We start from the raw sequence: 24,495 nt of genomic DNA, 5'->3' as shown, positions 1-24,495 counted from the left end.
TCGCTGCGCGGCGCCGCGGCAGTCGCGGCGCACGCGCGGTTGGCAATGTTCGATCAGGCTAGAGCCGGGTACAGCTTCTGTGCGGTCTTGCCGAAAATCCAGGCGCGGTCTTCCGCACCGAGGCAAGCGAGCCCTTCTTCCGCCGTGGCAAGAATCTCCCCGAGCTTGCCGGGCGAGGTCGGGAAATTCGAGCCCCATGCCATGCGCTGCGCGCCGAAGGCTTCGACCACGCGCGGGAAGAACGTCTCTGCGCTGGCCTTTTCCTTCTTCACGTCGCCGAAAATGCGCGGCGTGAGCTTCATGTAGAGGTTCGGCAGATCGGCCAGCGCGAAGAGGCTCGCGGCATTCGCGTACGGCGCGCCGTCGAGCACGTCGGGGCGGCCAAGGTGGTCGAGAATGATGTTCACGCCCGGAAACTTCTCCGCCAGCATGCGCACCTGGGGCAGACCGATCGGCCCCGTCTGGATGCACATCGGCAACTGCAGTTCCGCGAGCATTTCCCATGCCTTGAAGGACTTGGGATTGTCCAGCTCGCTCGGATCGAAGTCCTTGGTCGAGCCGCCCGTGAAGATGCGCAGGCCGGCAAGACCCTTGTCGGCCCAGCCCTTGATCACGGCAGGCACGTCGTCGGCCAGCATGTCCACGGAGCCCACGGCCACGAGCCGGTTCTTGTACTGGTTGCAGCCGTCCACGACGTAGCTGTTGTCGAAACCGTAGGTCGTCGACGAATGCACGACAGCGGCTTTCGAAACGCCGGCTTCGTCCATCGCCTTGATCAGCGCCTCGACGGTGTTGGGGCGCTCCTGCGACCAGTCCGAGCGCTTGCCGAACAGCGGCGCGGGCGGGTAGCGCTTCTCATCGTCCGAGATGATGTGAGGATGAATGTCGATGAAGTTCATGATGTCCGTTCAGCTATCGGCTTCGTTACAGACCCTTGGCCTTGAGGTGCGCGTCGAGGCGCGGATAGACGCGGCGTGCATTGCCTTCGAAGATCGCGTGGCGGTCCGCGTCGCTCAGTGCCGTGCAGGCGTCGACGTAGCGCTTGGTGTCGTCGAAGTACTCGCCGGTGTTCGGATCGCGGCCGCGCACGGCGCCGATCATTTCCGAGCCGAACAGCACGTTGCTCGTCGGCACGACCTTGGTGAGCAGCTCCACGCCCGGGTGGTGATACACGCAGGTGTCGAAGAAGATGTTGTTCAGCAGTCCTTCGAGCGGACGGTCCATCATCTCCAGCGACATGCCGCGGTAACGGCCCCAGTGGTAAGGCACCGCGCCGCCGCCGTGCGGAATCACGAGGCGCAGCGTCGGGAAGTCCTTGAACACGTTGCCCTGCAGCAGCTGCATGAAAACCGACGTGTCGGCGTTCAGGTAATGTGCGCCGGTGCCGTGATGGCACGCGTTGCACGAAGCGGCGACGTGGATCATGGCCGGCACGTCGAGATCGCACAGCGCCTCGTAGAGCGGATACCACTCGCGGTCCGTCATCGGCTTGCCGGTCCAGTAGCCGCCGCTCGGGTCCGGATTCAGGTTGCAGCCGACGAAGCCCATTTCCTCGACGCAGCGGCGCAGTTCGGCAACCGAGTTCTTCGGCGGCGCGAGCGGCGACTGCGGCAACTGGCAGACGGGCGCGAAGTTGTCCGGGTAGATGTCGCACACGCGGCGCACGAGATCGTTCGAGACCTCGGCCCACTCGAGGCTCGTGCGCTCGTTGCCGAGGTGGTGGCTCATCAGGCCGGCGATCGGCGAGAACAGCGTGAGGTCGCCGCCGCGCTCTTTCTGCAGGCGCAACTGGCCGTTGCCGACGCCTTCGCGGATCTCGTCGTCGCTGACGTGCGCGCCCGCAAGCGGCGGCGCGTTGGCCGGATCGTTGGCAGCGGCGATCTGCCTGGCGCGCCAGTCGCGGAACGAGGCGGGAACGGTCGTGAAGTGACCGTGACAATCGATGATCATGTTTTCTTCCGTGCGGAGTTCAGCGCACCATTCAGGCGCGGGGATCGACGAACAGTTCGTTCATGCTCATGCGGCGCGGCGTGAGGCCCTGCTTGAACGCGGTCGCTTCGAGCGCTTCGATGGTCTTGCGGTTTTCCTCGATGCCGTAGGGCAGCGGGTCGCGGCCAACGATCTTTTGCAGTTCTACGTACTTCTTGTTCTTCTTGTCGGTCAGTTCACCCGCGTCGAGCTTCGCGAGCCAGTCCTTCTTGGCTTTGTCGAACGCGTCGTAGATCGATTTCGCGACCCACGGATGCTCGGCCAGCACCGAATCCTTCACGACGATGGTGCCGTGCATCGGGTAGACGCCGGTGCGCGCGTAGTACTCGGCTTCGAGTTCGCCGGCGTTCGGGAACAGGTCCGGGTAGTTGGCCTCGACTTCCTTCCAGCCGCCCGTCGGGTCGCCGGTGCGGCCGATACCCGCGTTGCCATGAAAGCCCGCAACGAGTTCGCCCTTGGCCATCATCTCGGCGAGCGAGGTGCCGGCCGGCGCATGAATCACGTTCGGCGGCAGCTCGAGTTGCGTGACGTGCTCTTCGTCGTCGACCACCCACGTCACCTTCGACGAATCGAGACCGAATTCGTCCATCAGCACCTGACGCGTCCATGCGCCGGTCGTCACCGAATAGGCGCGCACGCCGACCTTCTTGCCTTCGAGGTCCTTCGGCGTCTTGATGCCGGCATCCGGACGCACCAGCAGCCCGGAGTGATGGAAGCGGCGGACCACGAAGATCGGCAGCGCAACGAAAGGCGCACCATAGGCGCGCGCGATGATGTACGTGGTCGGCGCCAGTTCGCACACGTCGAATTCGACGTCGCGGACCATGCGGCGGAACGCGCCGATTTGCGGGTGAACCGTGATGAATTCGGCGTCGACGCCTTCGATCGGAATGGAGCCGTTACGGATGGCAGCGGTGTGCGGATGCTCGGCGATCGCGAGCTTGAGGTGGACTTTCTTGGTCAATTTAGTCTCCTTGGACCTGGACAATCGATTCAACCTGCTTCGCGTCGCTGCTGCATGCCCATTGCGGGAAAGCGGCGTGGCTGCTCAGGTGATCTCGTTGGCTAGATGATCTTTCCGCGCCGGTTTTCCGTCTATTGAATTAACCTGCGGGTGACTTAACCATTCGGTAAAGGTCCCGGCGAACGCAATGGCTGGATGCCGTGACGGGCCTGGATCGAAGGAGTAAATGCGCCTCGAGGCTCGGCTTCGAGATTGAGGCTTCGGTTATGTTGAGCGAATGGCTAAGGGCGGCTTTTCAGGCCGCTCAATGCGTCTTAGTGCGTCTCAATGCGTCTCGGTAGGCAGCTGTGGCCGGCCGGGCTTGACCGACTGCACCATCGCTCGCGCTGCTGTCCCTGCCCCCGTTCTGAGCCGCTCTGCAGCCTCCTCGAGGCACGACACCATGAGTTGCGCGCTAGGCGTCAAACCGCGATTGCGATTCCACAGCACGCCCGCCGGCCGCAGCAGGCGGGGCAGGCTTAACGGAAGCGTATGAAGCGGCTGGGCCGTATCGCCACCCGGCGTGCCCGCCATTACCGCAATGAAGTCCGAAATCTGCAGATGCGCACGCGCAACGTGAATCGAGAGCGTCTCGATGTAGTTGTTGGTCAGCGGCACATCATGCGCTTCGAGCACGCGCTCCAGCGGGTCGCGCAGTATCGAGCCGAGTGGCGGCAGTATCCATGGAAAGGGACGCAGATCCGACCATGTGAGCGACTTTCTGCGGGCCAGCGGATGGTGGCGGCCCGTCATCAGCGTCACGGGTTCCTCGAGCAGTTCCTTCTCTTCGAAGCTGCCGAGCGTATCGGGTGGCGGCAGGCGGCCCACCACGAGGTCGAGATGGCCTTGCCAGAGTTCGGGCAGCAACAACGCTGTCGTGCCTTCCGTCACCATCACGTTGGTGCCCGGCGAGCGCTGCTTCAGCAGGCTCAGCGCCTGCGGCAGCAGCACCGAGGCCGAGGCGGGCAGCATGCCGATATGGATCTTGCCTTCGGTACCCGAACTGAGCGCCTTCAATTCGTCGCGGGCCTGATTCAGGATGGTCAGCATTTCGCGCGCGTGGCGAATCAGGCAATCGCCGTACTGCGTCGGTACGAGTCCCTGCGCCGTACGTGCAAACAGCGTGAGGCCGAGACCCCGTTCGAGTTCGGCCAGCGACTTCGAGACGGCAGGCACGGTCACATGGGTGACGTCGGCCACCTGGGTCAGGTTGCGGTATGTGTCGATCGTCACGAGCAGGCGCAGGTGCCGCGCCTTCAGGTTGATCTGCAGGTACCAGTCGAGAGCGGACACGTCGTGGTCCTCCGCGGTTTCACCAGCTCGTTAAAGCAGTATTCCAGGGCGGCGAACGACCGTTGAGCGCGTTCGCCGCCGGATCCTTCAGGTCAGTCCTTGGGCTCGAGCGCGTGCAGCGTCATGCCAAGCGAAATCGAGGTGAAGTAACCCACGGTAACTAGCAGTTCCGCAATCACCGCACGGCCGAGTCCGGCGTCGTAGCGGTCGAAACGCGCGTCGTCGATCGCGCCGCCCGCAAGGATGTCGCAGACCGCATCGCAGACGAGGCCAAAGCGATCGTCGCCTGCCTCGGGCCGGCGTTTCTCCAGAATCGCCGCGACCACGGTCTCGGGTACGCCTGCCTTCAACGCATGCCGGCGATGATTGGCGATCACATAGGGCGCATTCCAGAAGACGGCGGTCGACAGAATCGCCACCTCGCTTTCGGCCTCGCTGAGCACGGGCGAACGATCGACGTGCGTGCCGATGATCTCCATCCCGCCAGCGAGGTTCGGGTTGTGCAGCCAGATGTTGAACGGTGTGGGGATACGCCCTCGCCCCTCGCCGAGTCGCGCAATCACTTTCTTCTGATCGTCCGTGGCCTTCTCCGGATCGATACGTTCAAGCCGGTTCTTCGTCATTCCAGTTCCTTCCCATGTTCAATATGAATTCGCAGCGTGCCGCGCGCTAGCGCTCACAATGGCTCGTAGAGTTTTCCGCGAAGCAGTAGCACACCGCATGTACGACAAACCCATCGAATCTCGTTGTCGTGCGTCCGCCAAAGAAACCGGAAGTGGCACTTGTGCAAGGCACCCTCTCGCATCGTCTCGATCGCCGCTTTAAAAGAGGCTGCTCGGCCAGGGGATATGAATGATCTGGTCGAACACGCCGTAGATGAGCGCCGTCACGCAAGCCGCGAGAATCAGGCTGAGCTTCCACGACTCGCCGCCCTCTATGCGCATGAACGCCACGATCATGATCGGCACTGTGGGAATCATGCCGATTAGCGACATGCATACAAGGAATGCCACGAACCAGCCGAAGAACCGGGCGGCGCGGATCAGCGTCACCTTGTTCGAGAGCTTTTCGCCGTGGTCGCTCGATACGTCCATGTGAATGCCACCGTCGGCCTTCGCCGCGCCTGCCTGCGCCGGGATGACGAACACCTTGTAGGCGAGACTGAGCGTGCCGGCGATGACGAGAATGCTCGCAATGACCGTCGGTCCGATCCTCGCCATCAGCAACCAGCTCTGCGCCGTCACCAGCATGTAGACCCCGATGCCGATGAAGAACACATAAACCAGGTCTTCGAGCTTCAGAACGATCTTGCCGCTCGGCCGCATGCGCGCGAGGCCGCCGCTGCGCAGCGCGTTGAACAACGGCTTGAAGAAGACCAGCGCGGCGAGCGTGAGCAGCACCATGACGACCGGGCGCGTGAGCCAGTCCGTGCCGTAGCGCACGAAGGAGATCGTCATGTAGCGCTCCATCAGCGTACCGAGCACGAGACCGAGGATCAGCGGCGGCCGCGCCCAACGCAAGCGCTTCATGGTCCAGCCGATCACCCCGGCGATCAGCAGGACGAACAGATCGCCCCAGCTGCGCGAGCCCTGGAAAGCGCCGACGTAGATGATCGGCATGATGACCGGAAGGATCAACGTGTAGCGCAGCGTCGAAATCTTCGCGAATTGCCCACTGAGCAAAAAGCACAGGCCCGCGCCGAAGATATTGGCAAGCGCGATGGACCACACCATCGAATAGGTAAAGTCCAGATGCCTGGTCAGCATGTCGGGGCCGGGAATGAACCCGTGCACCATCATCGCCCCGAGCAAAATGGCCTGCGCGGCGCCGCCCGGCACGCCGAACGACAGCATCGGCACGAGGCTGCCGCCTTCGCGCGCGTTATTCGCCGCTTCCGGCGCGATCACGCCGCGCACGTCGCCCGTCGTAAAGGATTCCTTTGCACCCTTCGAGGTCTGCAGCGCGTGACCGTAGGCGATCCAGTCCGTCACCGCGCCCGTGATGCCCGGCACGACCCCGAGGATCGCGCCGAGGCCGCCGCAACGCAGGACGAGGAACCAGTTGCGCAGACTGTCGATCACGCCCTGCCGCATGCCCTCGCGCGAACTGAATTGCACGTTGTCGGCGATAGCGGTACGGCGGATCGCGAGTTCGCACAACTCGGGCAGCGCGAAGATGCCGAGAATGATCGGCACCAGCGGAATGCCGTCCTGCAGGTAAAGGAGGTCGCCCGTCCAGCGCATTTGTCCGGTCTCGACATTGGTGCCGATCATGCCGACGAGAATGCCGAAGCACGCTGCGACCACGCCCCTGAGCGGCGCGTTGCCCGACAGCGCCGACACCATCGACACGCCGAATATCGTGAGCCCCAGCATTTCGGGGGTGCCGATCGAGAGAACGAACGGGCGCACCAGCGGCAGCGAAATCGCCAGGATGATGGCGCCGATCAAACCGCCCATCAACGAGGACGTATAGCAGGCGCTCAACGCGCGCGACGCTTCACCGCGCTTCGTCATCGGCAACCCATCCAGCACGGTCGCCTGGGAAGCGGCATGGCCCGGCACGCCGAACAGCACGGCGGGAATCACGTCCGAAGTCGTAATGACCGACGCCATGCCGAGCAGCATGGCGAACGCCGCATACGGGTCCATCGTGTAGGTGAACGGCACCAGCAATGCAAAGCCCGTCAGCCCTCCGATGCCCGGCAGCAATCCGATCGCCAGTCCGACCATGACGCCGAATACGAGGAAGATCAGTCGGTTGAATTGCAGAAGCGTCGACAGCGCATGGCCTGCTGCCATTACCGTTGCGTCGTTGAAAAATTCCATGCGTCATCCTGATGAAATGGCCGGAGTCTTCGACCTCGTTGCGCGCTCAGTCGACTTCAGTCGGCAAGCGACGGATACAGCACCTTCGCCGTGCGGCCCCAAACCCATGCGCGCTCTTCCTCGCTCAGCGCCGCGAAACATGCGCTGCCCTGCTCGATCAATGTTTTCAGCGGACCTGCGGAAGCCGGATAGTTCGAGCCGAAGGCCAGATGATCCGCGCCGAACACCTTCACCAGTTGCGGGAAAAACGCCTCTGCCCCGCCCGGCGCCGCCTGCGCGAGATCGAACGTTTTCGGCGTGATCTTCAGGTACACGTTGTCGTACTTCGCCAGATCGAACAGCGCCGCGCAGCGCGCGTAGGGAGGGCCGTCTTCGAGATCGGGTCTGCCGCAGTGATCGAGCGCGATCTTCACTGTGGGAAAACGCGTGGCCAGTTCGGCCACCATCGACAAGCCCTCAGGGGTGGTCTGCACCACCATGGTCATGCCGATTTCGGCGCAGCGCTCCCAGATCGGGAAGGTCGCGGGATCGACGAGCCAGCTGCCATCGGTCTGATGCGTCGCGCCGCCGGTGAAGAGCCGGATGCCGCCCATGCCGTTGGCCAGCCAGTGATCGAAGGTCTTCAATGCGTCGGGCGCCATCACGTCGAATGAATAGACACCGGTGAATCGCTTCGGATCTTGCGCCACGCTGTCGGCCACATACCCGTTGTTGTGGCCGTAAGTCGTCGACGAATGCACGATCGCCGCCTTCGCAACGCCGGCCTCGTCCATCTCGGCGACCAGCTGCTCGAACGTGACCGGACGCGTCGCAGACCACTTCGAGCGATGACCGTGCTGCGGAGCGACAGGATAACGAACCGTATCCGTCGAGATGATATGGGGATGAATGTCGATGATTTCGGGTGTCATGCGATTTAACCTCTCGGTGAACGACTGTCACGCACCCGCAGGTTCATGACGTTCTCTGTTTCGGTGTGTTCAGTGCGAACTGAAAATGAGCTTGCGTGCGCTCTCGATCTGCGGTTGGGGCGTCGCGTACAGCTTGCTGACGATCTGTTCCACCGCGCTGCCGTCGATCGGATCGATTGGGTAGCCTGAACGTTTCATGGCCTCGATGAACGCGGGATCCGCGATCGTTTTCGCAAAGGCCGCGCGCAGCGCATCCAGACGATCCTCAGGCACGCCCTGCGGCACCGCGATCGGCCGCCCCGCATTGAACGGCAGCAGGAACAGGTTGAACAGCGCCTTCACGTCGGGATCGGTGATATAGGTGCTCAGGTTGGGAACGTTGGTAAAGGGCGCCGGACTGTTCCAGCCGAGATGCAGCAACACCTTCATCTTGCCGTTGGCGAGCATGCGCACCGGCTCGCCCTGCTGCAGGCCGTCGATCGTCGAGGCCCAGCCGTCGACTTCGCCGCGCTGCATCGCGAGATACACTTCACCGCGCCCCGTGTAGCCCGGCACGATGCTCATCTTTGCGCCCAGGTACTCGTCGAGCAGCGCGGGCAGTGTCCTGTCCTCGTTCGCGAAGCCCGTCGCGCCGATATACATCTTCTTCTTCGTGAGATCGTCCGCCGTGGTGACGCCGGAGCGCGTCATGGAAACGATGCAGTACTGGACCTTGTTGAGGCTGCCGAGCCACCGCACCTTGCGCGGATCGAAGCGGTTCTGCCGCGGATCGAGCAGCGGAATATAGAGGTTATTGCGTTGCAGGAAGCCGATCACGGTGCCGTCATTCGGCTGGCGGGTCTGAAGCGATGCGGCCGCAACCATCCCGCCTGCGCCCACCACGTTCATCACCACCGCGCGGGGCTTGCCGGGAATGTAGTTCACGAAGAAGCGCGCGAACTGGCGCGCGATGATGTCGGTCGGCGTGCCGGCGTCGGCGCTCACGACGATGGTCAGGATCTTGCCGTGATAGAAGTCTTCGACCGATTGACCATATGCGGGTCCGGCAATCGCCATCGCGGCAAAACAAATGAGCGCCGCGCAAGCGCGTATTGCGGTCGTGAACTTCATGGTCGTCCCTGTCTCCGGTCATGTTTCGCGATGCGCCGTCGTGGCAAGCCTGAGACCATTGCAGTCCCGTAGCGTGAATCGCGACGTCTGCGTTCAACATCGAGTGAACGCAGTGAAATTCTGCCAGCCCGTCGAGAGGGAATGAATTGAGAAAATATGCCCGAGGTTTGAGCAAACGGTTAAGGCTTGCGAGGGGTTAAGGCTGGGGAGGCGCCCGCATGGGATTGCGGGCGGAGGGCACGATCGTTCGAAAGACGCTTACGGCTCGGCGTGGCTCTTCGCGTCAAGATGCTGTGCCGCCTCTTCGAGGCACGACACCATGAGTTGCGCGCTCGGCGTGAGGCCCCGATTGCGGTTCCACAGCACGCCTGCCGGGCGCAGCAGCCGCGGCAGGCTCAACGGCAGCGTATGGAGCGGCTGGGTGGGGTCGTTGGCGGGTGTGTCGGCCATCACCGCGACGAAATCGGAGACCTGCAGATGCGCGCGCACGACGTGAATCGACAGCGTTTCGATGTAGTTGCTCGTGAGCGGCACGCCATGCACTTCGAGCGCGCGCTCCAGCGGGTCACGCAATATCGAGCCGGGTGGCGGCAGGATCCACGGATACGGATGCAGGTCCTCCCACTTGAGGTGCTTCTTGCGCGCCAACGGATGGTGGCGCCCCGTCACGAGCGTCACGGGGTCCTCGAGCAGTTCCTTCTCCTCGAAGCTGCCGAGCGTATCGGGAGCCGGCAGACGGCCCACGACCAGATCGAGCTTGCCCTGCCAGAGTTCGGGCAGCAGCGAGGCCGTCGTGCCTTCGATCACCACCACATTGGTGCCGGGCGAACGCTGCTTCAACAGGCCCAGCGCCTGCGGCAACAATACAGAAGCCGAAGCCGGCAGCATGCCGATATGCACCTTGCCCTCGGCGCCGGAACTCAGCGCCTTTAACTCGTCGCGCGCCTGATGGAGGATGGTCAGCATTTCCCGCGCGTGGCGAATCAGGCAGTCGCCATAGGGCGTGGGCACGAGGCCTTGCGCGGTGCGGGAAAACAGCGTGAGACCGAGCCCGCGCTCGAGTTCGGCGAGCGCCTTCGAGACGGCAGGCACCGTCACATGGGTAACATCTGCCACCTGTGTGAGATTGCGGTAGGTATCAATTGCCGCGAGAAGGTGCAAATGCCGTGCCTTCAGGTTGATCTGCAAGTACCAGTCAAGCGCCGACACGTCGCGTACCTCTCCCCGTTTTACGATCTGGTTAAGCCTGTGGCCATTTTACTCAATTGCCGCACGGTCGGGTTCGCAGGCAGGATCACGCTGCGCGTCATTGCGCATACGGCATTCCCTGTCTTTTGCCGCGCCCGCGGCGACTGTCGAATCCATCACAACGACTAGCCGGCTCAACCGGCATAGGGAGACACCTGATGACAACCCTCACTCGACGCGGCTTCTTGCGCAGCGCCGGCGTTCTCGGCCTGAGCATCGCTGCCGCCGGGCTCGCCGCGCCCTATCTCGCGCGCGGCGCTTCCTCGCAGCTCCGCATCGTCAGCAACCCTGGGCTCGAGAACGCCACGCTCAATGCGTTGATGGACGAACTGGGCTATTTCAGGCAATTCGGCGTGAATGCGCTGATCGTCGAGATCCCCGGCGCAACGGGCCCCTTCAATGCCATCGCAGCCGGCGACGGGGACCTCTGCATGGTCTCCGGCTACAACCTGGTGTTGTCGCGCATCGCACGCGGCGCGAACGTCAAGATCGTCGGCGCAGGCATGAAGAAATGCGCACTGACGGTCTTCGCGAGGCCCGAGGGCATCCATACGCTCGCCGACCTGAAGGGCAAGACGGTTGCTGTCGGCCCGGCTCGCGGCTTGTTGCATTCGCTGATGCTGCAGCTCATGAAAGAAAGAGGGATCGACGCTACGCAGGTCAATTTCGTGGATAAAGGCAGCAACGACGCGTGCCATGAAGCCGTCGTCAAGGGCGAAGTCGACGCCTGCTGCTCCAGCATTTCGCATTTGAACGATCGCGACGGGCTCGTGGTACTCGACGACGCCAACATGTGGCAAGCGCTACCCCAATGCATTTTCCAGACCGCCTATGCTTCGAACTCCGCGATCCGCGACAAGCATGAGGGCATGGTCGCCGTGATGGCGGCCTACGGCGCGCTCTACGAATTCCTGATGTCGCCGGCCTCGCGCGATGCCCTCTTCGAAGCGCGCAAGCACGCGCAAAAGAAGTTCGACAAGGCATCGGCCCAGGCGATCTGGACGTTCAACGAGACGCAGCGCCCCTACTCGAAAGACCTGACGCTCACGAGCGACGACATCGGCTATCTGCAGGACATGTACATCGGTCTCGGCATCCTGCAGCAGAAGCAGCCGTTCGACGCCGTGGCCGACATGTCGGCCGCCAATGCAGCCGCGCAACTGCACGCCTGAGTTCCGGCTTCCCCCATAAAAAAAGCCCCAAAGACCGGATCGACGATCCGGACTTCGGGGTTCACTTGATGCAACGGCTCTGCGTGTGACCTGCTCTGTGCGTTAGAACGTGTGCCGGATACCGGCGATGACGGAGATCTGCGAGCCGCCAACCGGGGGCGTGGGCACGGGCGTAATGGTCGTCGCCGCGAGCGCGAGGTTGCCGTCGTTATGAATATGCTCGGCCGTCAGGTAGAGGAACGTCCGCTTCGACAGGAAATATTCGCCGCGCAAGACGAACACCAGCGCGCTGTTGTGCGAATGATCGTATTTGAGATCCGCCACCATGCCGTCCACATAAATGAAGGGCGTCACGGGCACGATGCCGGTCACCCAGAACAGGTTGCTCTTGGGTGTCGCGATGCCTTCGTCATCGCGCCGGATCCAGCCCAAGCCGAACTTCGCGTCCTTGATCTTGAAGTAACCGCCCAACGTGAAACGGCTGTCCGTGAGTTTCGGCGACGTGAGACCGCCCCATGTCGCGGACGTGCCCCCGTAGTTGCGCTCATAGGAAGTTGCCACGCCCCAGGTATGCGCGTCGTACTTGAGCATTGCCGAATATTCGCGGCATTCGTTTGAAGGGGTGGTTTCGCCGGGGCAATTCGAGGCGGCAGCACCGCTTCCGGCCACGGCATCGCGTCCGAAACTATAGTTCACGCCACCCTCCAGGCTGCCGAGGAAAAAGCGGTAGCTCACGGAGTTGTCGGCACGCGCATTGGCGATGCCGTTATCCAGCGTGGTCAGGCCCTGCGCACCGGTGCCGAATGGATTGATGAACGAGGTGGCGAAAAAGCGCATCGTGTACTGGCGACCGAACGTCAGACGACCGTACGGCCCGTCGAGACCCACATACGACTGGCGTCCGAACAGGCGTCCGCCCTGCCGGGAAGCGCCATTGTTCGGCTGAAAGCCGCCCTGCAGATCGAAGATGGCCTTCGTGCCCCCGCCGATATCTTCGATACCGTGAATCCCGAAGTAGGACGTGGCCGTCCCATCTCCCGTGCGAACGGTGTGCGTGGTCGCATGCTTACCCTGGGCCACGTTGTTGACGTACTCCACCCCCTGATCGATCAACCCGTACATGGTGACCGAGCTGGCACCCATGGATTGACTCTCGGCCGCGCTCTCGTCTTCAGCTCGTGCCCACGTCGGCGCAATGCTCATCAGCGCCGCGCACGCACATATTGCGGTCGTGTACTTCATGATCGTTGCTGTCTCCTTGTATTGGGCCTCGATTCGCCTTGGCAGCAAACTGAAATCAGTCACTGTCTCGGTGTGGGCCAGCTTTTAGGTTTCTTTGTAACGCAACGAAATTTTGCCAGCGCGCCGCTGCAGGTCTATTGAGAAAAAAAGCGTAGCGATTGAGTGAACGGTTAAAGTTCGCGCTGTGCGAGGGGATGTCGTATGGCGATGGAGTCTGAACGCGCGTGCCTGTGCATAGGCTTCAATCAAATCTTCGCACGTACGTTCGTCCCTGAATGGATCCTGAGACAGTGAGAATGCATCGCATAGTTATTTAGGGAACCGAATTTTTTCTGGTGCATCACCGCCAGCCAGTCTTTGAATCTTTCCGGACGTTTGCGCGTAGTGTTAAGGCGTGGCGGTGAAGCTGCGGTCAGCGTGATACCCGCTCATTTCCCGGACTCGACCGTGCCATTCAAGCCGGGACCATAGCCCGCGTTTGCATTGGCCCGTTGTTGCGCGACGCGCGCCTCGGCACGGAGCAGGCCTTCCGGGCATTCCCCCGTGCAATCGGCGAGCGGATTGTAGCCAGCCTTTTCGAGTTCTACGAGTTGCGCGCGAACCTGCTCGCGAGTGAGCGGCTCGTTCGACTGCGCGAATGCGAGCGCGGGAAGCAGAGCGACGGCGGTGACGAAAACGGCTTTGATCGACATGTTCATGTTCTTACCCTTCTAACTTCGGTTTGGCCGCAGCGTTTGCTGCAGCAACGAAGTTAGTATTCGACACCAGGGTAAATACTTAGACTATTGAATTAAAACGCCGACGCGTTGAGTGTTTCGTTAAGCCACGGCGGGGCATGGCGGCAGGCGGAGGCGAGAGGCCGCAAGGCGTCGTCAACTACGAGGATCAGGATTCGCCTTTATTCGGCAATGCGTTTGAAACTGACGTAGTAGTCGTCGGTGTAATAGCAGTCGCTGGTCTGCTTGCGCGGTCCGCCGCATACGATCCTGCGCTGCCCGCGATCCGTCATGCCCGGGGTGCGCACCGTGTATGTGTGGTAGTAGCCGCGCGGATGCTTCGGCAGCAATTGCGCCGTATTACGGAACAGGACGCCGTCGTCCGCGAAAGGAAAGGGGCCGCCCGCCTTGATCAGCCGCAGTGTCTCGGCCGCTTCGCCCGGCAACTGTGTCTTGGTGACGGTGCCCAGCGCGCCAGGCGCTTGCGTGCCCGATGCGGCGGGAGTACCGCTTGCGCCCTGCGCCGGCTGACCCGGCGCCTGGCTCGCGGAGGCGCCCGACGCCTCGGTGGCGTTTCGCGAACTCTCCTTGCCGCATCCGCCAAGGATCGCGCTCATGGCGACGACGCAAGGGAAAACCCACGCTCTCTTCACGAAACGACTCTCCCCGCGTTGATTGGAACTCGACGACCAGGATAGACGTAAAGGTAGCGCTAATGGCGCAGCGAATCAATGTTCGGCCGGAAACGGGCATTCGGTACACGACACCCCGGCCGATGCGCGGCGGCCGCTCACACCCGTTCCGATGTAAGCGGCCTGGACTTGCAATCACATGATGCCTGAATGACGCGGTACTTCAACTGCGTGTTGCCCTGCACTTCAACTGCGTGGTGTTCCGCACTTCAACTGCGTGATGCCCTGCTCTTCAACTGCACGATAATCTGCACTTCAACTACGAGTTGCCCTGCACTCCTGATTGATTTGACAGCATGGTGCTTCGACATTAACCGCTCAACTCTGCCACCTACGACGACAACTGCCGGACTGCTGTTCTGCAACGGGTACACGGTATGGTCCAACTCGACCGCAGGAGGGGAATCCCGGGATGAAGCCAACGTCTCGCTCCATGAAAGACAGTGTAGGCGTAGACGCGCTGAACCAATTGCCCGAAACGAGCCCAATATCGCGCCGAGTTCGCGCAATTGGGTGGCCTCCTGGTTCAGGCTATCGCTTGTGCCTCCGACCGATAGAACGGGTAGTCCGTGTAACCGATGTGTGAGCCGCCAAAGAATGTCGGGCGGTCATACGGGTTGAGCGACAGCTTGCGACGGAGCCGCTCCGGAAGATCGGGATTCGCAATGAAGTGACGACCGAATGCAACCAGATCGGCATCGCCGGCCTGCAGAATCGCTTCGGCCTTTTCGCCGTCGAAGCCGCCGGCCGCGATGATGGTGCCCGCATAGTGCTTGCGAATGAGCTGGGCAGCAACCGGATCCGGATCCGCGGCCTCGTTTTCGACATTGCCGAGAATGCGGGGTTCGATGAGGTGCAGGTACGCGAGATTCAGCTTCGCGAGTTCTTGCGCAACATACGTGAACAGCCCGACAGGATCGCTATCCGACATATCGCCCCACGACCCGCTCGGCCCAAGGCGCACGGCAACCTTGTCGCTTCCCCACACGGAAATCACAGCACGGGTGGCTTCCATCAACAGGCGCGCGCGGTTTTCGAACGAACCGCCATAGACGTCCGTCCGTTTGTTGCTGCCGTCCTGCAGGAACTGGTCGAACAGATAGCCGTTGGCGGCATGCAGTTCCACGCCGTCGAAGCCGGCCGCGACGCCGCGAGCCGCCGCCGCGCGAAAACTCTCGACGATGCCCGCGATTTCATCCGTCTCCAGGGCGCGATTCGGCGTATTCGGAACCCAGCCGGCGTCCGTGTAGGCGACGCCGCCGTGAAGCACTTCCGAGGCACCCACGGGCCGCCCGCCGTCGGGTTGCAGCTCCGAATTCGACTGGCGCCCAGCGTGGTAGAGCTGCAGGAAAATCTTTGCGCCTTTCGCGTGGACGGCATCGGTCACGCGCTTCCAGCCCGCAATCTGACTATCGTCGTACAGGCCAGGCGCACCAAGGTATCCGTTGCCGTTCGGCGCAGCGATGGTGGCCTCGCCGATCAGGAAGCCGCCGGCCGAAGCGCGTTGCGCGTAATACTCCGCCATCAGCGGGCCGGGAATCGCACCGCTTTCGGCGCGCATGCGGGTAAGCGGTGCAAGAACGACGCGGTGCGAGAACGTGTAAGGCCCGACTTTGACTTCAGAAAAGAGCTTGGACATGATTGACCCGAAGAATGATGGGAAGTCACGTCGATCACTGCTTGTCCGACGTGACAGGGGCGAAGCCGCGGAGCTTGCTTCCTTCACCGCGACATCGATGGGCTAGAGTGTATATGCACACATCGATTATTTTGTCCCGATTCCTTCCAATACTGTTCGCGTATTTCGCAAACAATGCCTCAGCCGTGAAGCCGGTTTGAAAACATCCGGCCTCCTCCAGTCGGCATGGCTATTTCAACCAGAAAGGGCCAACTAAACATTATTGAAAACTGCTCGCATGTCGCTAGCATTCAATCATCGGCTGCCGGATCGAATACCGGCAGCGTTTGTCAGATATGTGCGCATTATTGAAAACTGCTCGCATGTCGCTAGCATTCAATCATCGGCTGCCGGATCGAATACCGGCAGCGTTTGTCAGATATGTGCGGCCTCCTGGCTGGGGAGTCGACGGATATGCGAGTTCTGGTATTGGGTAGCGGGGTCGTCGGCGTGACGAGCGCGTACTATCTGGCGCGCGCCGGTCATGAAGTCACTGTCATCGACCGCGAGCAAGGTCCCGCGTTAGAGACGAGCTTCGCGAACGCCGGGCAGATTTCTCCGGGATACGCGGCGCCGTGGGCGGCCCCTGGCGTGCCGCTCAAAGCCGTTAAATGGATGTTCCAGAAGCATGCCCCGCTCGCCATCCGCCCGGATGACGCGGACAAGCAGTTCCAGCTCCAGTGGATGTGGCAGATGCTGCAGAACTGCACGGCGGAGCGCTACGCCATCAACAAGAACCGCATGGTGCGGCTCGCGCAGTACAGCCGCGATTGCCTGATGGCGCTGCGCGCGGAAACCGGTATCCAGTACGAAGGACGGACCGGCGGCACGCTGCAGGTCTTCCGGACGCAGCAGCAGTACGACGGCGCGGCAAAGGACATCGCCGTGCTGAAAGAGGCGAACGTTCCCTACGAGTTGCTCACTGCAAGCGAACTCTCGCGGGCCGAGCCGGCCCTCGCCGCGGCCTCGCATAAATTGACCGGCGGTCTTCGCTTGCCCGGCGACGAGACAGGCGACTGCCAACTGTTCACGACCCGGCTTGCCGCTCTCGCCGCGGAGGCCGGCGTCACGTTCCGCTACAACACGACCGTCGATACGCTCGTCGTCGAAGACTGCAAGGTCGTTGGCGTGCGTCACGGAACCAGGCTCATTCACGCCGACGCGTTCGTTGTCGCGTTTGGCTCGTATTCGACGAGCTTCCTGTCAGGCCTCGTGAAGATTCCGGTCTACCCGCTCAAGGGATATTCCATCACGGCGCCTATCGTGGACGAGGCACGCGCCCCTGTCTCGACTGTCCTCGACGAGACCTACAAGATCGCCATCACGCGTTTCGATAAACGCATTCGCGTGGGCGGCATGGCCGAAATCGTCGGGTTCGACAAGCGCCTGCGCGAGGCCCGCCGCGAGACACTCGAAATGTGTGTGAACGACCTGTTCCCGGGCGGCGGCGATACATCGAAGGCGACGTTCTGGACCGGGCTGCGGCCGATGACGCCGGACGGCACGCCCATTGTCGGCCGCACCGCCGTGCCCAACCTCTTCCTGAACACGGGCCATGGGACGCTTGGCTGGACCATGTCGTGTGGTTCGGCGCAGCTACTCGCCGACCTGATTTCAGGTAGAAAGCCCGCTATCGAGCACGACGATTTGAACGTGTTCCGTTACGCCAGGGAGCCGGAGGCCCCGGCGGATTTCGCGCTGGATTAGTCAGTACTGCTGGTGGAGTGGTGAGCGTCGGCCGACGCTCACGTTTGGATCAGTGCGAAGACGGAGCGAACGCTTCGAAGTACATCCGCTCCAGTGTGAGCGTGATGCCGAACTGCGAAGTTTGCCGCAGTCCATTGGCGCCATAGAATTGCAGCTCTCCGCGCTGGCCGACGACGATGACCTCCTGGGCGCCGCCCTCCAGGTACGCCCTGACCCGCGCGCCGATGTCATGCGCATACTTGCGGTCGAGGAGCACCTCGACGCACAGATCCGGCACAAACGGAACGGGATCGTCCCGGTCAAACCCTTCCCACTTTTCAGGCGGCATCCAGACGACGTCGGGTACGCGGATGCCAAATGACGGCGTCGCCACGGCAACCGACATCGCCGCCACGTGACCGATCTGCTCGGCGATCTGGCAGTACACGTCGGTGAGAACGATCTGGCGCCGTGCCGAGGGTTGAGGATGCGGCACCGCTTCACCGCGGCCGTCGAGTTCACAGCATTCCCACGCCCCGGAATCTGCGCTGGGGTGCATCCGACGCCAGGTCGCTACCAGCCCGTCCTGCTCGAGAAGAGTCGACACAACCACAAGCCTCCGATAGGGGAATTCTCTAAGGGTATTCCCTTTGTCGGCCGGTGAAAAGCCGTTGTTTCTGTGCATTGCACAATAAACTACCCAGTGTAGATGGATCCGATCTTGCGCCCGTTATCGGGCCATATCGGAAGATCCGACACTTCAGCGCCATGCTGACGCTGCGGCCGAATCTGACTGGCGTGTGTCTTGATTGTGCAACGCGTCAACATCGCCCCAAAGGGTAAGATCAGCGTCGGGTATTCAGCTTTTGCCGAAGTCGCATTCTGCGGGCGCGTCGTTGAAGTGTTACCGTAAGGGTTTGTCGAGTGCGCCCTGGCGCTTGAACACGAGAAGTGCAATGGAAATCGATGCGGAGACTTTCCGGCGACTGCGCCGTCTCGCCCCCGTCGTTGACGACATACTCAACGCCGGGGAAGTTGAACATGCGGGCCAGGCTGTGAATCTCGCGGCACTCGCGCAACTATGCTCGACCCTCTTCGACGCTTACTGCTCGATGCATCCCGAGGAGACCGCGCAAGCCAACCTCGACATGCTCGAGTCGCAAAAGTAGCGACCGGCGCGCCCCGGGGTCACTGCGAGTCCGGATGCGCCAGGCCCGCTTCCTCGATAATCTGCTCGTATTTTTCCGCGCCGACTACCTCGCGGTACTCCTGCTTCAGCCGGATGAGCGCCTGCGCCGTTCTGGAAATCACCCCGTAGACTTCCAGCTGCTCAGCGTGCACGAGGGCCTGCCCCAAAGTCATGGCCACGTCAGTATTCCTTATTGCAGTTGAACAGCCATCAAGTCGTTGACGAACGTGGGCCGGGCGGAGGCGAACTCCATCAGGTTGACGAAGCCGTTGCTGAGCGCAAACGCTTCCAGCGCGTCCTTGCCGCTGTCAGCCTTGATGCGGCCGTAGCTTTCGACCATCGTCAGATCGGTAATCAGGTACACCATTTGAACCTCTTCGCATCTATGGATGCCTCGAGTCGTTGTCCACTCAAGGATTCTTTCGAAGAGTACGTAGCGTCACTTAAATCGAGCTTAAACAACGCCGACATGTCGAAAGCCTTGCCTGGCCGGCGATTCGGCGGCGCACGCTGCCGCCACGGCGCTTGACGGTATGCCCTCGTCGATGAGAGAAGTTAAGATGAGAACGAGATAGGCAACGGCTCCCGTCTTCGGGCACGAGAAAGATGGAACGAGAGACATACAAAGGCTACGATTTGTGGGGTCACGCCATCGCGCAACAGGCAGAGCTGCTGACGCCGGAGCGCTACGCGGGTGGCGGGACCATCATCCAGGGTAACAAGCTCATCTGCACTTCCGGCGTCCTCGACCTGTTCGATTCGGAGGAAGAAGCGCAGGACGCGGGAATCGCATGGGCAAAGGCGTGGGTCGACACGCACGGGTAAAGCGCAGGCGCAACGCCGGTCACCTGGGTACTTCGACCAGCAACGTCACAACGCTGCCGCTCAGTCCGCCTCGCTTTTTTGCCAGGTCAAAAGAATCTGCTGCTTCGCCGTGGTCAGCGTCGCCACGTGCTCGCTCAGCTGCTCGCGGATCCTTTCGGTCGGACCGCCAATCGAGAGACCGTACAGGTCGCCGCCGAAATCGAGAGCGACGGCCACCGCCGAAAGCTCGGGCGCGCTCTCGCCGATATTCGCGTACCAGCCTCGCTCATGTGCAGCGCCGACCTGATCGATGAACGTGGCACAGTCGGCGACCGTGGCAGCCGTGAATCGCTCGAAATGGAGCTTCGCGCAGAGTGCTTCGCGCGTCGACGCATCGAGTTCGCCGCAAATCACCTTGCCAATCGAGTTCGCATGCAACGGGCGCAGTGACCCGGGCGCGCAGGCATAGCGCACGGCCTTCTCCGATTCGACCACGTCGAGATAGATGACCTGCGTGCCATGGATCTTGCCAAGCACGATGGTTTCTCCCGTCGCGTCGCGCAGCTCGACAAGCCGGGGATGCAGCATTTGCACCACCGGATCGACGGCATTGATCGCGTTGGCGAGCAGTTGCAGACGCCGCGTGGGATAGTAGCCGCCCCGCTTGCGCACTTCGTAGAGATAGCCGCGGCTCACGAGCGTGCGGGCAAGCGCGAGGCAACTCGACGACGGCACCTCCAGAAGCCGCGCCATTTCGGCGAGCGCCAGTGGCCTCTGTTCGGCGGCGAAGAGCTCGAACAGGTCGAGCGTGCGGGCAACGAGTTTGACGTCCATGGATCGGGCGTGGGTCGGGCTTGGGTCGGGCATTCGATCGCAAGGCGGCGCGATCCCCCTTGCACGGTTCAGTAAGACTTCGGCAGCCCGAGCACCTTCTCCGCGATGAAGCACATGATCAATTGCGGGCTGACGGGCGCGAGCCTTGGAATCATACACTCCCGCAAATAGCGTTCGACGTGGTATTCCTTCGCGTAACCCATGCCGCCCAGCGTGGCAATGGCCGTCTGGCACGCCTGGAACGCGGCTTCGGCGGCGAGGTATTTTCCGGCGTTGGCTTCGGCGCCGCACGGCTCGCCCGCGTCGTACAGCGTGGCGGCCTTCATCACCATCAGGTTCGCCGCCGCGAGCGCCATCCACGCCTGCGCGAGCGGATGCTGGATCGCCTGGTTCTGCCCGATGGGACGTCCGAACACGACACGGTCCTTCGCATACTGCGTTGCGTGGCGCAGCGCCGCCTGGCCGAGCCCGACCGCTTCCGAAGCGATCAGGATGCGCTCCGGATTCAGGCCATGCAGCAGATAATGGAAGCCCTTGCCCTCCTCCCCGATGCGGTCGTCCACCGGCACGCGCAGGCCGTCGATGAAAAGCATGTTCGAATCGACGGCCTTGCGGCCCATCTTCTCGATCTCGCGGACTTCGACGCGCGTGCGGTCGAGGTCGGTATAGAAAAGGCTCAGACCATCGGTCGGCTTCGCCACCTGGTCCAGCGGCGTCGTGCGCGCGATGATGAGCATCTTGTTCGCGACCTGCGCTGTGGAGATCCAGATCTTGCGGCCGGTGAGCACGTAGTGATCGCCATCGCGCACGGCCTGGGTTTTCAGGTGTGTCGTGTCGAGGCCGGCGTCGGGCTCGGTCACAGCGAAACACGCCTTGTCGCGGCCCTCGATGAGCGGCGGAAGAAACCGCTGCTTCTGTGCTTCGCTGCCGAACACCTGCACCGGATTGAGCCCGAAGATGTTCATATGCACGGCCGACGCGCCCGAAAGGCCCGCGCCGGAAGCGCTGATCGTGCGCATCATCAGAGCCGCCTCGGTCATGCCGAGCCCCGAGCCGCCGAACTCTGGCGACATCGCTATACCAAGCCAGCCGGCATCGGCGAGTGCGCGGTGAAAGTCGTGCGGGAAGCCACCTTCGCGGTCGCGTTCGAGCCAGTAGCTGTCGTCGAAGCGCTCGCAGATCTTTTCGATTGCGGCGACGATCGACTGCTGGTCTTCATTGAGGTTGAAATTCATGCGGACTTCCTCTCAAGGCATAAACGAATACGGTGTTACAGCGGGAACACGCCCACCAGCACCGCGGTGAACACCATCAGCACCGTGGCGGCGAACAGGAATGGAATCGTGAACTTCTGATGCTCGGCGAGTTCCACGCCCGTCAGGCCGACGATCAGGAAGGTTGCCGGCGTGAGCGGGCTGACGGGGAAGCCGGTAGTCATCTGACCGAGCAGCGCCGCCTGCGCCATCTGCACGGACGGCACGCCCAGCATCTCCCCGCTCTTCGCGAGAACCGGCAGGATGCCGAAGTAAAACGAATCGGGGTCGAACAGCAGGCTGAGCGGCATCGAAACGAGTCCCAGCACCAACGGCATATGGCGCGCGTGATCGGCGGGCACATGCTGCACGACCACTTCGGCCATGGCATTGAGCATGCCGGTGCCGGTCATGATGCCCGTGAACGCCCCCGCCGCAAGCAGCACGCTCGCCATCATCAGGGCCGCCTTCGCATGCGCGTCGACGCGTTCGCGCTGCTGGTTCACATCCGGATAGTTGATGACCAGCGCCAGCACCGTGCCGATCATGAACATGACCATGGGATCGACGACGCCCGACACGAGTGTCACGAGCACGACCAGCGTGAGCACCAGATTGATCCAGAAGCGCTCGGGCCGGCGCAACGCGAGTTCCTCCGGCGTGAGCACGCGCGGGGTGGCGGCAATGCCGGCGGCATGCTCGCGTGTGAGGCCAAAGCGCTTCTCCTCGCGCTTGCCGAGCACGTACGCCGTGCCGAACACGAAAACCAGGCCGACGATCTGCACGGGAATCATCGGATAGAAGATCACAGTGCCCGGAATATGCAGGGCCGCGGAAGCGCGCAGCATGGGCCCGACCCAGGGAAGGAAGTTGACGCCCGCGGCCATCGAGGCGACACACGCGAGAATCCGGCGGTCGAGGCCGAGGCGGGTATAGAGCGGCATCATCGCGGGCAGTGTGACGAGGAACGTGACGGCGCCCGACCCATCGAGGTGGATAAGCAGCGCCAGCAGTGCGGAACCCATGACGATGCGTGGAGGATGGCAGCCCACCACGCGCAATACGCCGTTGATGATCGGATCGAGCATGCCCGCATCCGTCAGGATGCCGAAGAAAAGAATCGCAAAGACGAACATCCCCGCAACCGGACCGATGTTCTGCACCCCGTGAACAATGAATTTCGCGGTGGAGAGCCCGAATCCCGCGGCGAGTGCGGCGACGATCGGCACGGCGATCAGCGCGACGAGCGGCGAGAGCCGCTTCGTGATGATCAGCGTGAACAGGGCGATGATCGCGAGCGTTCCAATTAGCGCGAGCATGAACCGGTCTCCCTGTGCGTACGACTGCTTGCCTCGTGGGTGGATGCCATTGCTGTCTCCTGCGCGGCGTTGCGTGCGCCGCCGTTGTGGTTATGTCCGGCTGCCTGTCGATGCGCGGGCTAGGTCTCGCGTGTTCGTTCGCCGAAGACCTGCGCCGCGTGTTCGTCGAGTGCCGGCGGCGCGCTCCGGTAAGTGGCCGGCGTGCGGCCCAGCTTGATCGGCGAGGCGATGCCGCGGTAGGTCCCCATCTCGACCTTCATTGCGCGGTGGTCAACGTGCGGATGCGCGAGCGCCGCCCCCACGCCGAGCACCGGCGCACAGGGCACGCCGTGGCGCACGAGCAGGTCGGCAAGCTGTGGGCCATCCCAGCCGGCGAAACGTTGTTCGAGTTGCGCGCGCAGTTCGTTCCGGTGCTGGCTGCGCGAGCGATTGTCGGCAAAGCGTGGATCGTCGGCGAGGTGCGCGACATCGATCAGACGGCAGAGCGCTGCGAACTGCGTGTTGTTGCCGACCGCGAGGAAGATATCGCCGCTGCCGGTGTGGAACATGTCGTAAGGCGTAATGTTCGGATGGGCGTTGCCGGTACGCCGCGGCTCCTTGCCCGAATAGAAGTAATTGGGCGTGTGCGGGTGGAGGATCGAGAGCGCGCAATCGAACAGCGTGGATTCGACGAACTGGCCGCGCCCGCTTACCTCGCGCTCGCGCAACGCCATCAGGACGCCGAGGGCCGCATTGAGTCCCGTCACGAGATCGACGATCGGCACGCCGACGCGCAGCGGCGCGCCGCCAGCCTCGCCGTTGACGCTCATGAGCCCGGTCATCGCCTGGATCGCCGCGTCATAGCCGGGCAAGGCGCCGAGCGGACCGTCCGCGCCGAAGCCGGACACGCGGCAGTGGACGAGCCGGGGAAAGCGCGTGGCGAGCACGGTGTCGTAACCGAGCCCCCAGCGCTCGAGCGTGCCGATCTTGAAGTTCTCGACGAGGACGTCCGCCGTTTCGAGCAGCGCGAGCAGCCGTTCGCGCTCCGCCGGCTGGGTGAGATCCAGCACGACGCCCAGCTTGTTGCGATTGACGCCCTGAAAGTACGAAGCGGTCTCGCCATCGAACGGCGGCCCCCAGCCGCGCGTTTCGTCGCCGCCGGGCGGCTCGATCTTGATCACTTCTGCGCCGTGGTCGGCGAGAATCTGCGTGCAGTAGGGGCCGCCGAGAACACGGGACAGGTCCACGACGCGCAGGCCGTGCAGGGATCCAGCTGCTGGAGATGAAGGAGTGTCCATTTCGATCTGTACTACTGACTGATTGATGCCGATTGGTGAATTGCCAAGTGGTGTCTGACAGTGGAGAACGGTGATGTCCTGCGTTCTGGCTCAACGTGAGCGCACGCACTAAAATTCACTGCGGTGAATGAATATTCACACACAGGAATACGCGAGGTCAAGCTGGATCCCAAAAAGCCGCCCCAGGAATGTCCCTGGTGATGGATGGCCAACGGCCGTCGCCCTGCCGGCTTTTATCGGCGGCAAGGGGT

24 protein-coding genes are annotated in these 24,495 nt (G+C 62.5%); 4 read left to right on the top strand and 20 right to left on the bottom strand.

Features of this window, described 5'->3' with window-relative positions; genetic code table 11:
- Nucleotides 1–53: 53 nt before the first annotated feature.
- The 9 genes from AB4Y35_RS03050 to AB4Y35_RS03010 all read right to left on the bottom strand — a co-directional run bounded on the left by AB4Y35_RS03050 (nt 54) and on the right by AB4Y35_RS03010 (nt 10,343).
- Nucleotides 54–902, bottom strand: coding sequence for an amidohydrolase (locus AB4Y35_RS03050; RefSeq protein WP_368703833.1), 849 nt, complete (start codon nt 900–902; stop codon nt 54–56).
- Between the two features lie 22 nt (nt 903–924).
- Nucleotides 925–1,950: an amidohydrolase family protein gene (locus tag AB4Y35_RS03045; protein ID WP_368703274.1), complete on the bottom strand. Its 1,026-nt coding sequence runs from the start codon at nt 1,948–1,950 to the stop codon at nt 925–927.
- A 31-nt stretch (nt 1,951–1,981) separates the two neighbouring features.
- Complete coding sequence (locus AB4Y35_RS03040; RefSeq protein ID WP_368703273.1) at nt 1,982–2,953, bottom strand: ABC transporter substrate-binding protein; 972 nt, start codon at nt 2,951–2,953, stop codon at nt 1,982–1,984.
- Between the two features lie 324 nt (nt 2,954–3,277).
- The gene (locus tag AB4Y35_RS03035; RefSeq protein WP_368703272.1) at nt 3,278–4,285 is read right to left on the bottom strand and encodes a LysR substrate-binding domain-containing protein; all 1,008 of its coding nucleotides are present in this window, start codon (nt 4,283–4,285) and stop codon (nt 3,278–3,280) included.
- 92 nt (nt 4,286–4,377) lie between these two features.
- Nucleotides 4,378–4,908 (bottom strand): carboxymuconolactone decarboxylase, encoded by a 531-nt coding sequence (locus AB4Y35_RS03030; RefSeq protein WP_368703271.1) that lies wholly within the window; start codon nt 4,906–4,908, stop codon nt 4,378–4,380.
- 198 nt (nt 4,909–5,106) lie between these two features.
- Nucleotides 5,107–7,113, bottom strand: coding sequence for a tripartite tricarboxylate transporter permease (locus AB4Y35_RS03025; protein ID WP_368703270.1), 2,007 nt, complete (start codon nt 7,111–7,113; stop codon nt 5,107–5,109).
- A 56-nt stretch (nt 7,114–7,169) separates the two neighbouring features.
- Entirely contained in the window at nt 7,170–8,024 is an 855-nt protein-coding gene (locus AB4Y35_RS03020) for an amidohydrolase (RefSeq protein WP_368703269.1), read from the bottom strand.
- A 69-nt stretch (nt 8,025–8,093) separates the two neighbouring features.
- Complete coding sequence (locus AB4Y35_RS03015) at nt 8,094–9,134, bottom strand: Bug family tripartite tricarboxylate transporter substrate binding protein (RefSeq protein WP_368703268.1); 1,041 nt, start codon at nt 9,132–9,134, stop codon at nt 8,094–8,096.
- A 258-nt stretch (nt 9,135–9,392) separates the two neighbouring features.
- Nucleotides 9,393–10,343: a LysR substrate-binding domain-containing protein gene (locus AB4Y35_RS03010; RefSeq protein WP_368703267.1), complete on the bottom strand. Its 951-nt coding sequence runs from the start codon at nt 10,341–10,343 to the stop codon at nt 9,393–9,395.
- 197 nt (nt 10,344–10,540) lie between these two features.
- Here AB4Y35_RS03010 and AB4Y35_RS03005 point away from each other — a divergent pair, with 197 nt between their 5' ends.
- Complete coding sequence (locus AB4Y35_RS03005; protein ID WP_368703266.1) at nt 10,541–11,554, top strand: ABC transporter substrate-binding protein; 1,014 nt, start codon at nt 10,541–10,543, stop codon at nt 11,552–11,554.
- A 102-nt stretch (nt 11,555–11,656) separates the two neighbouring features.
- On the opposite strand, the gene AB4Y35_RS03000 is transcribed toward AB4Y35_RS03005, so the two are convergent.
- From AB4Y35_RS03000 to AB4Y35_RS02985, 4 genes are all read right to left on the bottom strand, one after another.
- Nucleotides 11,657–12,796 (bottom strand): porin, encoded by a 1,140-nt coding sequence (locus AB4Y35_RS03000; RefSeq protein WP_368703265.1) that lies wholly within the window; start codon nt 12,794–12,796, stop codon nt 11,657–11,659.
- A gap of 428 nt (nt 12,797–13,224) precedes the next feature.
- A complete protein-coding gene (locus AB4Y35_RS02995) occupies nt 13,225–13,488 on the bottom strand; it encodes a DUF4148 domain-containing protein (RefSeq protein WP_368703264.1) in 264 nt (87 codons plus the stop codon).
- Nucleotides 13,489–13,694: 206 nt separating this feature from the next.
- Nucleotides 13,695–14,165, bottom strand: a complete 471-nt coding sequence (locus AB4Y35_RS02990) for a ribonuclease domain-containing protein (RefSeq protein WP_368703263.1) — start codon at nt 14,163–14,165, stop codon at nt 13,695–13,697.
- Nucleotides 14,166–14,730: 565 nt separating this feature from the next.
- A complete protein-coding gene (locus AB4Y35_RS02985; protein WP_368703262.1) occupies nt 14,731–15,843 on the bottom strand; it encodes an alkene reductase in 1,113 nt (370 codons plus the stop codon).
- A 411-nt stretch (nt 15,844–16,254) separates the two neighbouring features.
- Here AB4Y35_RS02985 and AB4Y35_RS02980 point away from each other — a divergent pair, with 411 nt between their 5' ends.
- Nucleotides 16,255–17,589, top strand: a complete 1,335-nt coding sequence (locus AB4Y35_RS02980; protein ID WP_368703261.1) for a D-amino acid dehydrogenase — start codon at nt 16,255–16,257, stop codon at nt 17,587–17,589.
- Between the two features lie 49 nt (nt 17,590–17,638).
- Here AB4Y35_RS02980 and AB4Y35_RS02975 read toward each other — a convergent pair whose 3' ends face one another.
- A complete protein-coding gene (locus AB4Y35_RS02975) occupies nt 17,639–18,175 on the bottom strand; it encodes a Uma2 family endonuclease (RefSeq protein ID WP_368703260.1) in 537 nt (178 codons plus the stop codon).
- Nucleotides 18,176–18,524: 349 nt separating this feature from the next.
- Here AB4Y35_RS02975 and AB4Y35_RS02970 point away from each other — a divergent pair, with 349 nt between their 5' ends.
- Entirely contained in the window at nt 18,525–18,737 is a 213-nt protein-coding gene (locus tag AB4Y35_RS02970; RefSeq protein ID WP_342918612.1) for a hypothetical protein, read from the top strand.
- 19 nt (nt 18,738–18,756) lie between these two features.
- Here AB4Y35_RS02970 and AB4Y35_RS02965 read toward each other — a convergent pair whose 3' ends face one another.
- Together AB4Y35_RS02965 and AB4Y35_RS02960 are read right to left on the bottom strand one after the other, a co-directional pair.
- Nucleotides 18,757–18,936, bottom strand: a complete 180-nt coding sequence (locus AB4Y35_RS02965; protein WP_368688426.1) for a hypothetical protein — start codon at nt 18,934–18,936, stop codon at nt 18,757–18,759.
- Nucleotides 18,937–18,947: 11 nt separating this feature from the next.
- Complete coding sequence (locus tag AB4Y35_RS02960) at nt 18,948–19,124, bottom strand: hypothetical protein (RefSeq protein WP_368688111.1); 177 nt, start codon at nt 19,122–19,124, stop codon at nt 18,948–18,950.
- Between the two features lie 239 nt (nt 19,125–19,363).
- Here AB4Y35_RS02960 and AB4Y35_RS02955 point away from each other — a divergent pair, with 239 nt between their 5' ends.
- Complete coding sequence (locus tag AB4Y35_RS02955; protein WP_069266156.1) at nt 19,364–19,582, top strand: hypothetical protein; 219 nt, start codon at nt 19,364–19,366, stop codon at nt 19,580–19,582.
- Nucleotides 19,583–19,642: 60 nt separating this feature from the next.
- Here AB4Y35_RS02955 and AB4Y35_RS02950 read toward each other — a convergent pair whose 3' ends face one another.
- The 4 genes from AB4Y35_RS02950 to AB4Y35_RS02935 form a co-directional block, all read right to left on the bottom strand.
- Nucleotides 19,643–20,395, bottom strand: coding sequence for an IclR family transcriptional regulator (locus AB4Y35_RS02950; RefSeq protein WP_368703259.1), 753 nt, complete (start codon nt 20,393–20,395; stop codon nt 19,643–19,645).
- A gap of 68 nt (nt 20,396–20,463) precedes the next feature.
- Nucleotides 20,464–21,630, bottom strand: coding sequence for an acyl-CoA dehydrogenase family protein (locus AB4Y35_RS02945; RefSeq protein WP_368703258.1), 1,167 nt, complete (start codon nt 21,628–21,630; stop codon nt 20,464–20,466).
- 35 nt (nt 21,631–21,665) lie between these two features.
- Nucleotides 21,666–22,967, bottom strand: a complete 1,302-nt coding sequence (locus AB4Y35_RS02940) for a CitMHS family transporter (protein WP_368703257.1) — start codon at nt 22,965–22,967, stop codon at nt 21,666–21,668.
- A gap of 119 nt (nt 22,968–23,086) precedes the next feature.
- Nucleotides 23,087–24,244, bottom strand: a complete 1,158-nt coding sequence (locus tag AB4Y35_RS02935) for a CaiB/BaiF CoA transferase family protein (RefSeq protein ID WP_368703256.1) — start codon at nt 24,242–24,244, stop codon at nt 23,087–23,089.
- Between the last annotated feature and the right edge of the window lie 251 nt (nt 24,245–24,495).

Source organism: Paraburkholderia sp. EG286A, assembly GCF_040965375.1.
Classification (GTDB): Bacteria; Pseudomonadota; Gammaproteobacteria; order Burkholderiales; family Burkholderiaceae; genus Paraburkholderia.
The sequence above is the reverse complement of the archived record's forward strand: the minus strand, read 5'-3'. Positions and strand labels throughout refer to the sequence as shown.

Excerpts from the sequence above, each read along its gene's own strand:
- AB4Y35_RS03045 (WP_368703274.1), bottom strand. The coding sequence starts at position 1,950 with ATGATCATCGATTGTCACGGTCACTTCACGACCGTTCCCGCCTCGTTC.
- AB4Y35_RS03030 (WP_368703271.1), bottom strand. The coding sequence starts at position 4,908 with ATGACGAAGAACCGGCTTGAACGTATCGATCCGGAGAAGGCCACGGAC.
- AB4Y35_RS03025 (WP_368703270.1), bottom strand. The coding sequence starts at position 7,113 with ATGGAATTTTTCAACGACGCAACGGTAATGGCAGCAGGCCATGCGCTG.
- AB4Y35_RS03020 (WP_368703269.1), bottom strand. The coding sequence starts at position 8,024 with ATGACACCCGAAATCATCGACATTCATCCCCATATCATCTCGACGGAT.
- AB4Y35_RS03015 (WP_368703268.1), bottom strand. The coding sequence starts at position 9,134 with ATGAAGTTCACGACCGCAATACGCGCTTGCGCGGCGCTCATTTGTTTT.
- AB4Y35_RS03005 (WP_368703266.1), top strand. The coding sequence starts at position 10,541 with ATGACAACCCTCACTCGACGCGGCTTCTTGCGCAGCGCCGGCGTTCTC.
- AB4Y35_RS03000 (WP_368703265.1), bottom strand. The coding sequence starts at position 12,796 with ATGAAGTACACGACCGCAATATGTGCGTGCGCGGCGCTGATGAGCATT.
- AB4Y35_RS02995 (WP_368703264.1), bottom strand. The coding sequence starts at position 13,488 with ATGTCGATCAAAGCCGTTTTCGTCACCGCCGTCGCTCTGCTTCCCGCG.
- AB4Y35_RS02985 (WP_368703262.1), bottom strand. The coding sequence starts at position 15,843 with ATGTCCAAGCTCTTTTCTGAAGTCAAAGTCGGGCCTTACACGTTCTCG.
- AB4Y35_RS02970 (WP_342918612.1), top strand. The coding sequence starts at position 18,525 with ATGGAAATCGATGCGGAGACTTTCCGGCGACTGCGCCGTCTCGCCCCC.
- AB4Y35_RS02960 (WP_368688111.1), bottom strand. The coding sequence starts at position 19,124 with ATGGTGTACCTGATTACCGATCTGACGATGGTCGAAAGCTACGGCCGC.
- AB4Y35_RS02955 (WP_069266156.1), top strand. The coding sequence starts at position 19,364 with ATGGAACGAGAGACATACAAAGGCTACGATTTGTGGGGTCACGCCATC.
- AB4Y35_RS02950 (WP_368703259.1), bottom strand. The coding sequence starts at position 20,395 with ATGGACGTCAAACTCGTTGCCCGCACGCTCGACCTGTTCGAGCTCTTC.
- AB4Y35_RS02945 (WP_368703258.1), bottom strand. The coding sequence starts at position 21,630 with ATGAATTTCAACCTCAATGAAGACCAGCAGTCGATCGTCGCCGCAATC.
- AB4Y35_RS02940 (WP_368703257.1), bottom strand. The coding sequence starts at position 22,967 with ATGCTCGCGCTAATTGGAACGCTCGCGATCATCGCCCTGTTCACGCTG.
- AB4Y35_RS02935 (WP_368703256.1), bottom strand. The coding sequence starts at position 24,244 with ATGGACACTCCTTCATCTCCAGCAGCTGGATCCCTGCACGGCCTGCGC.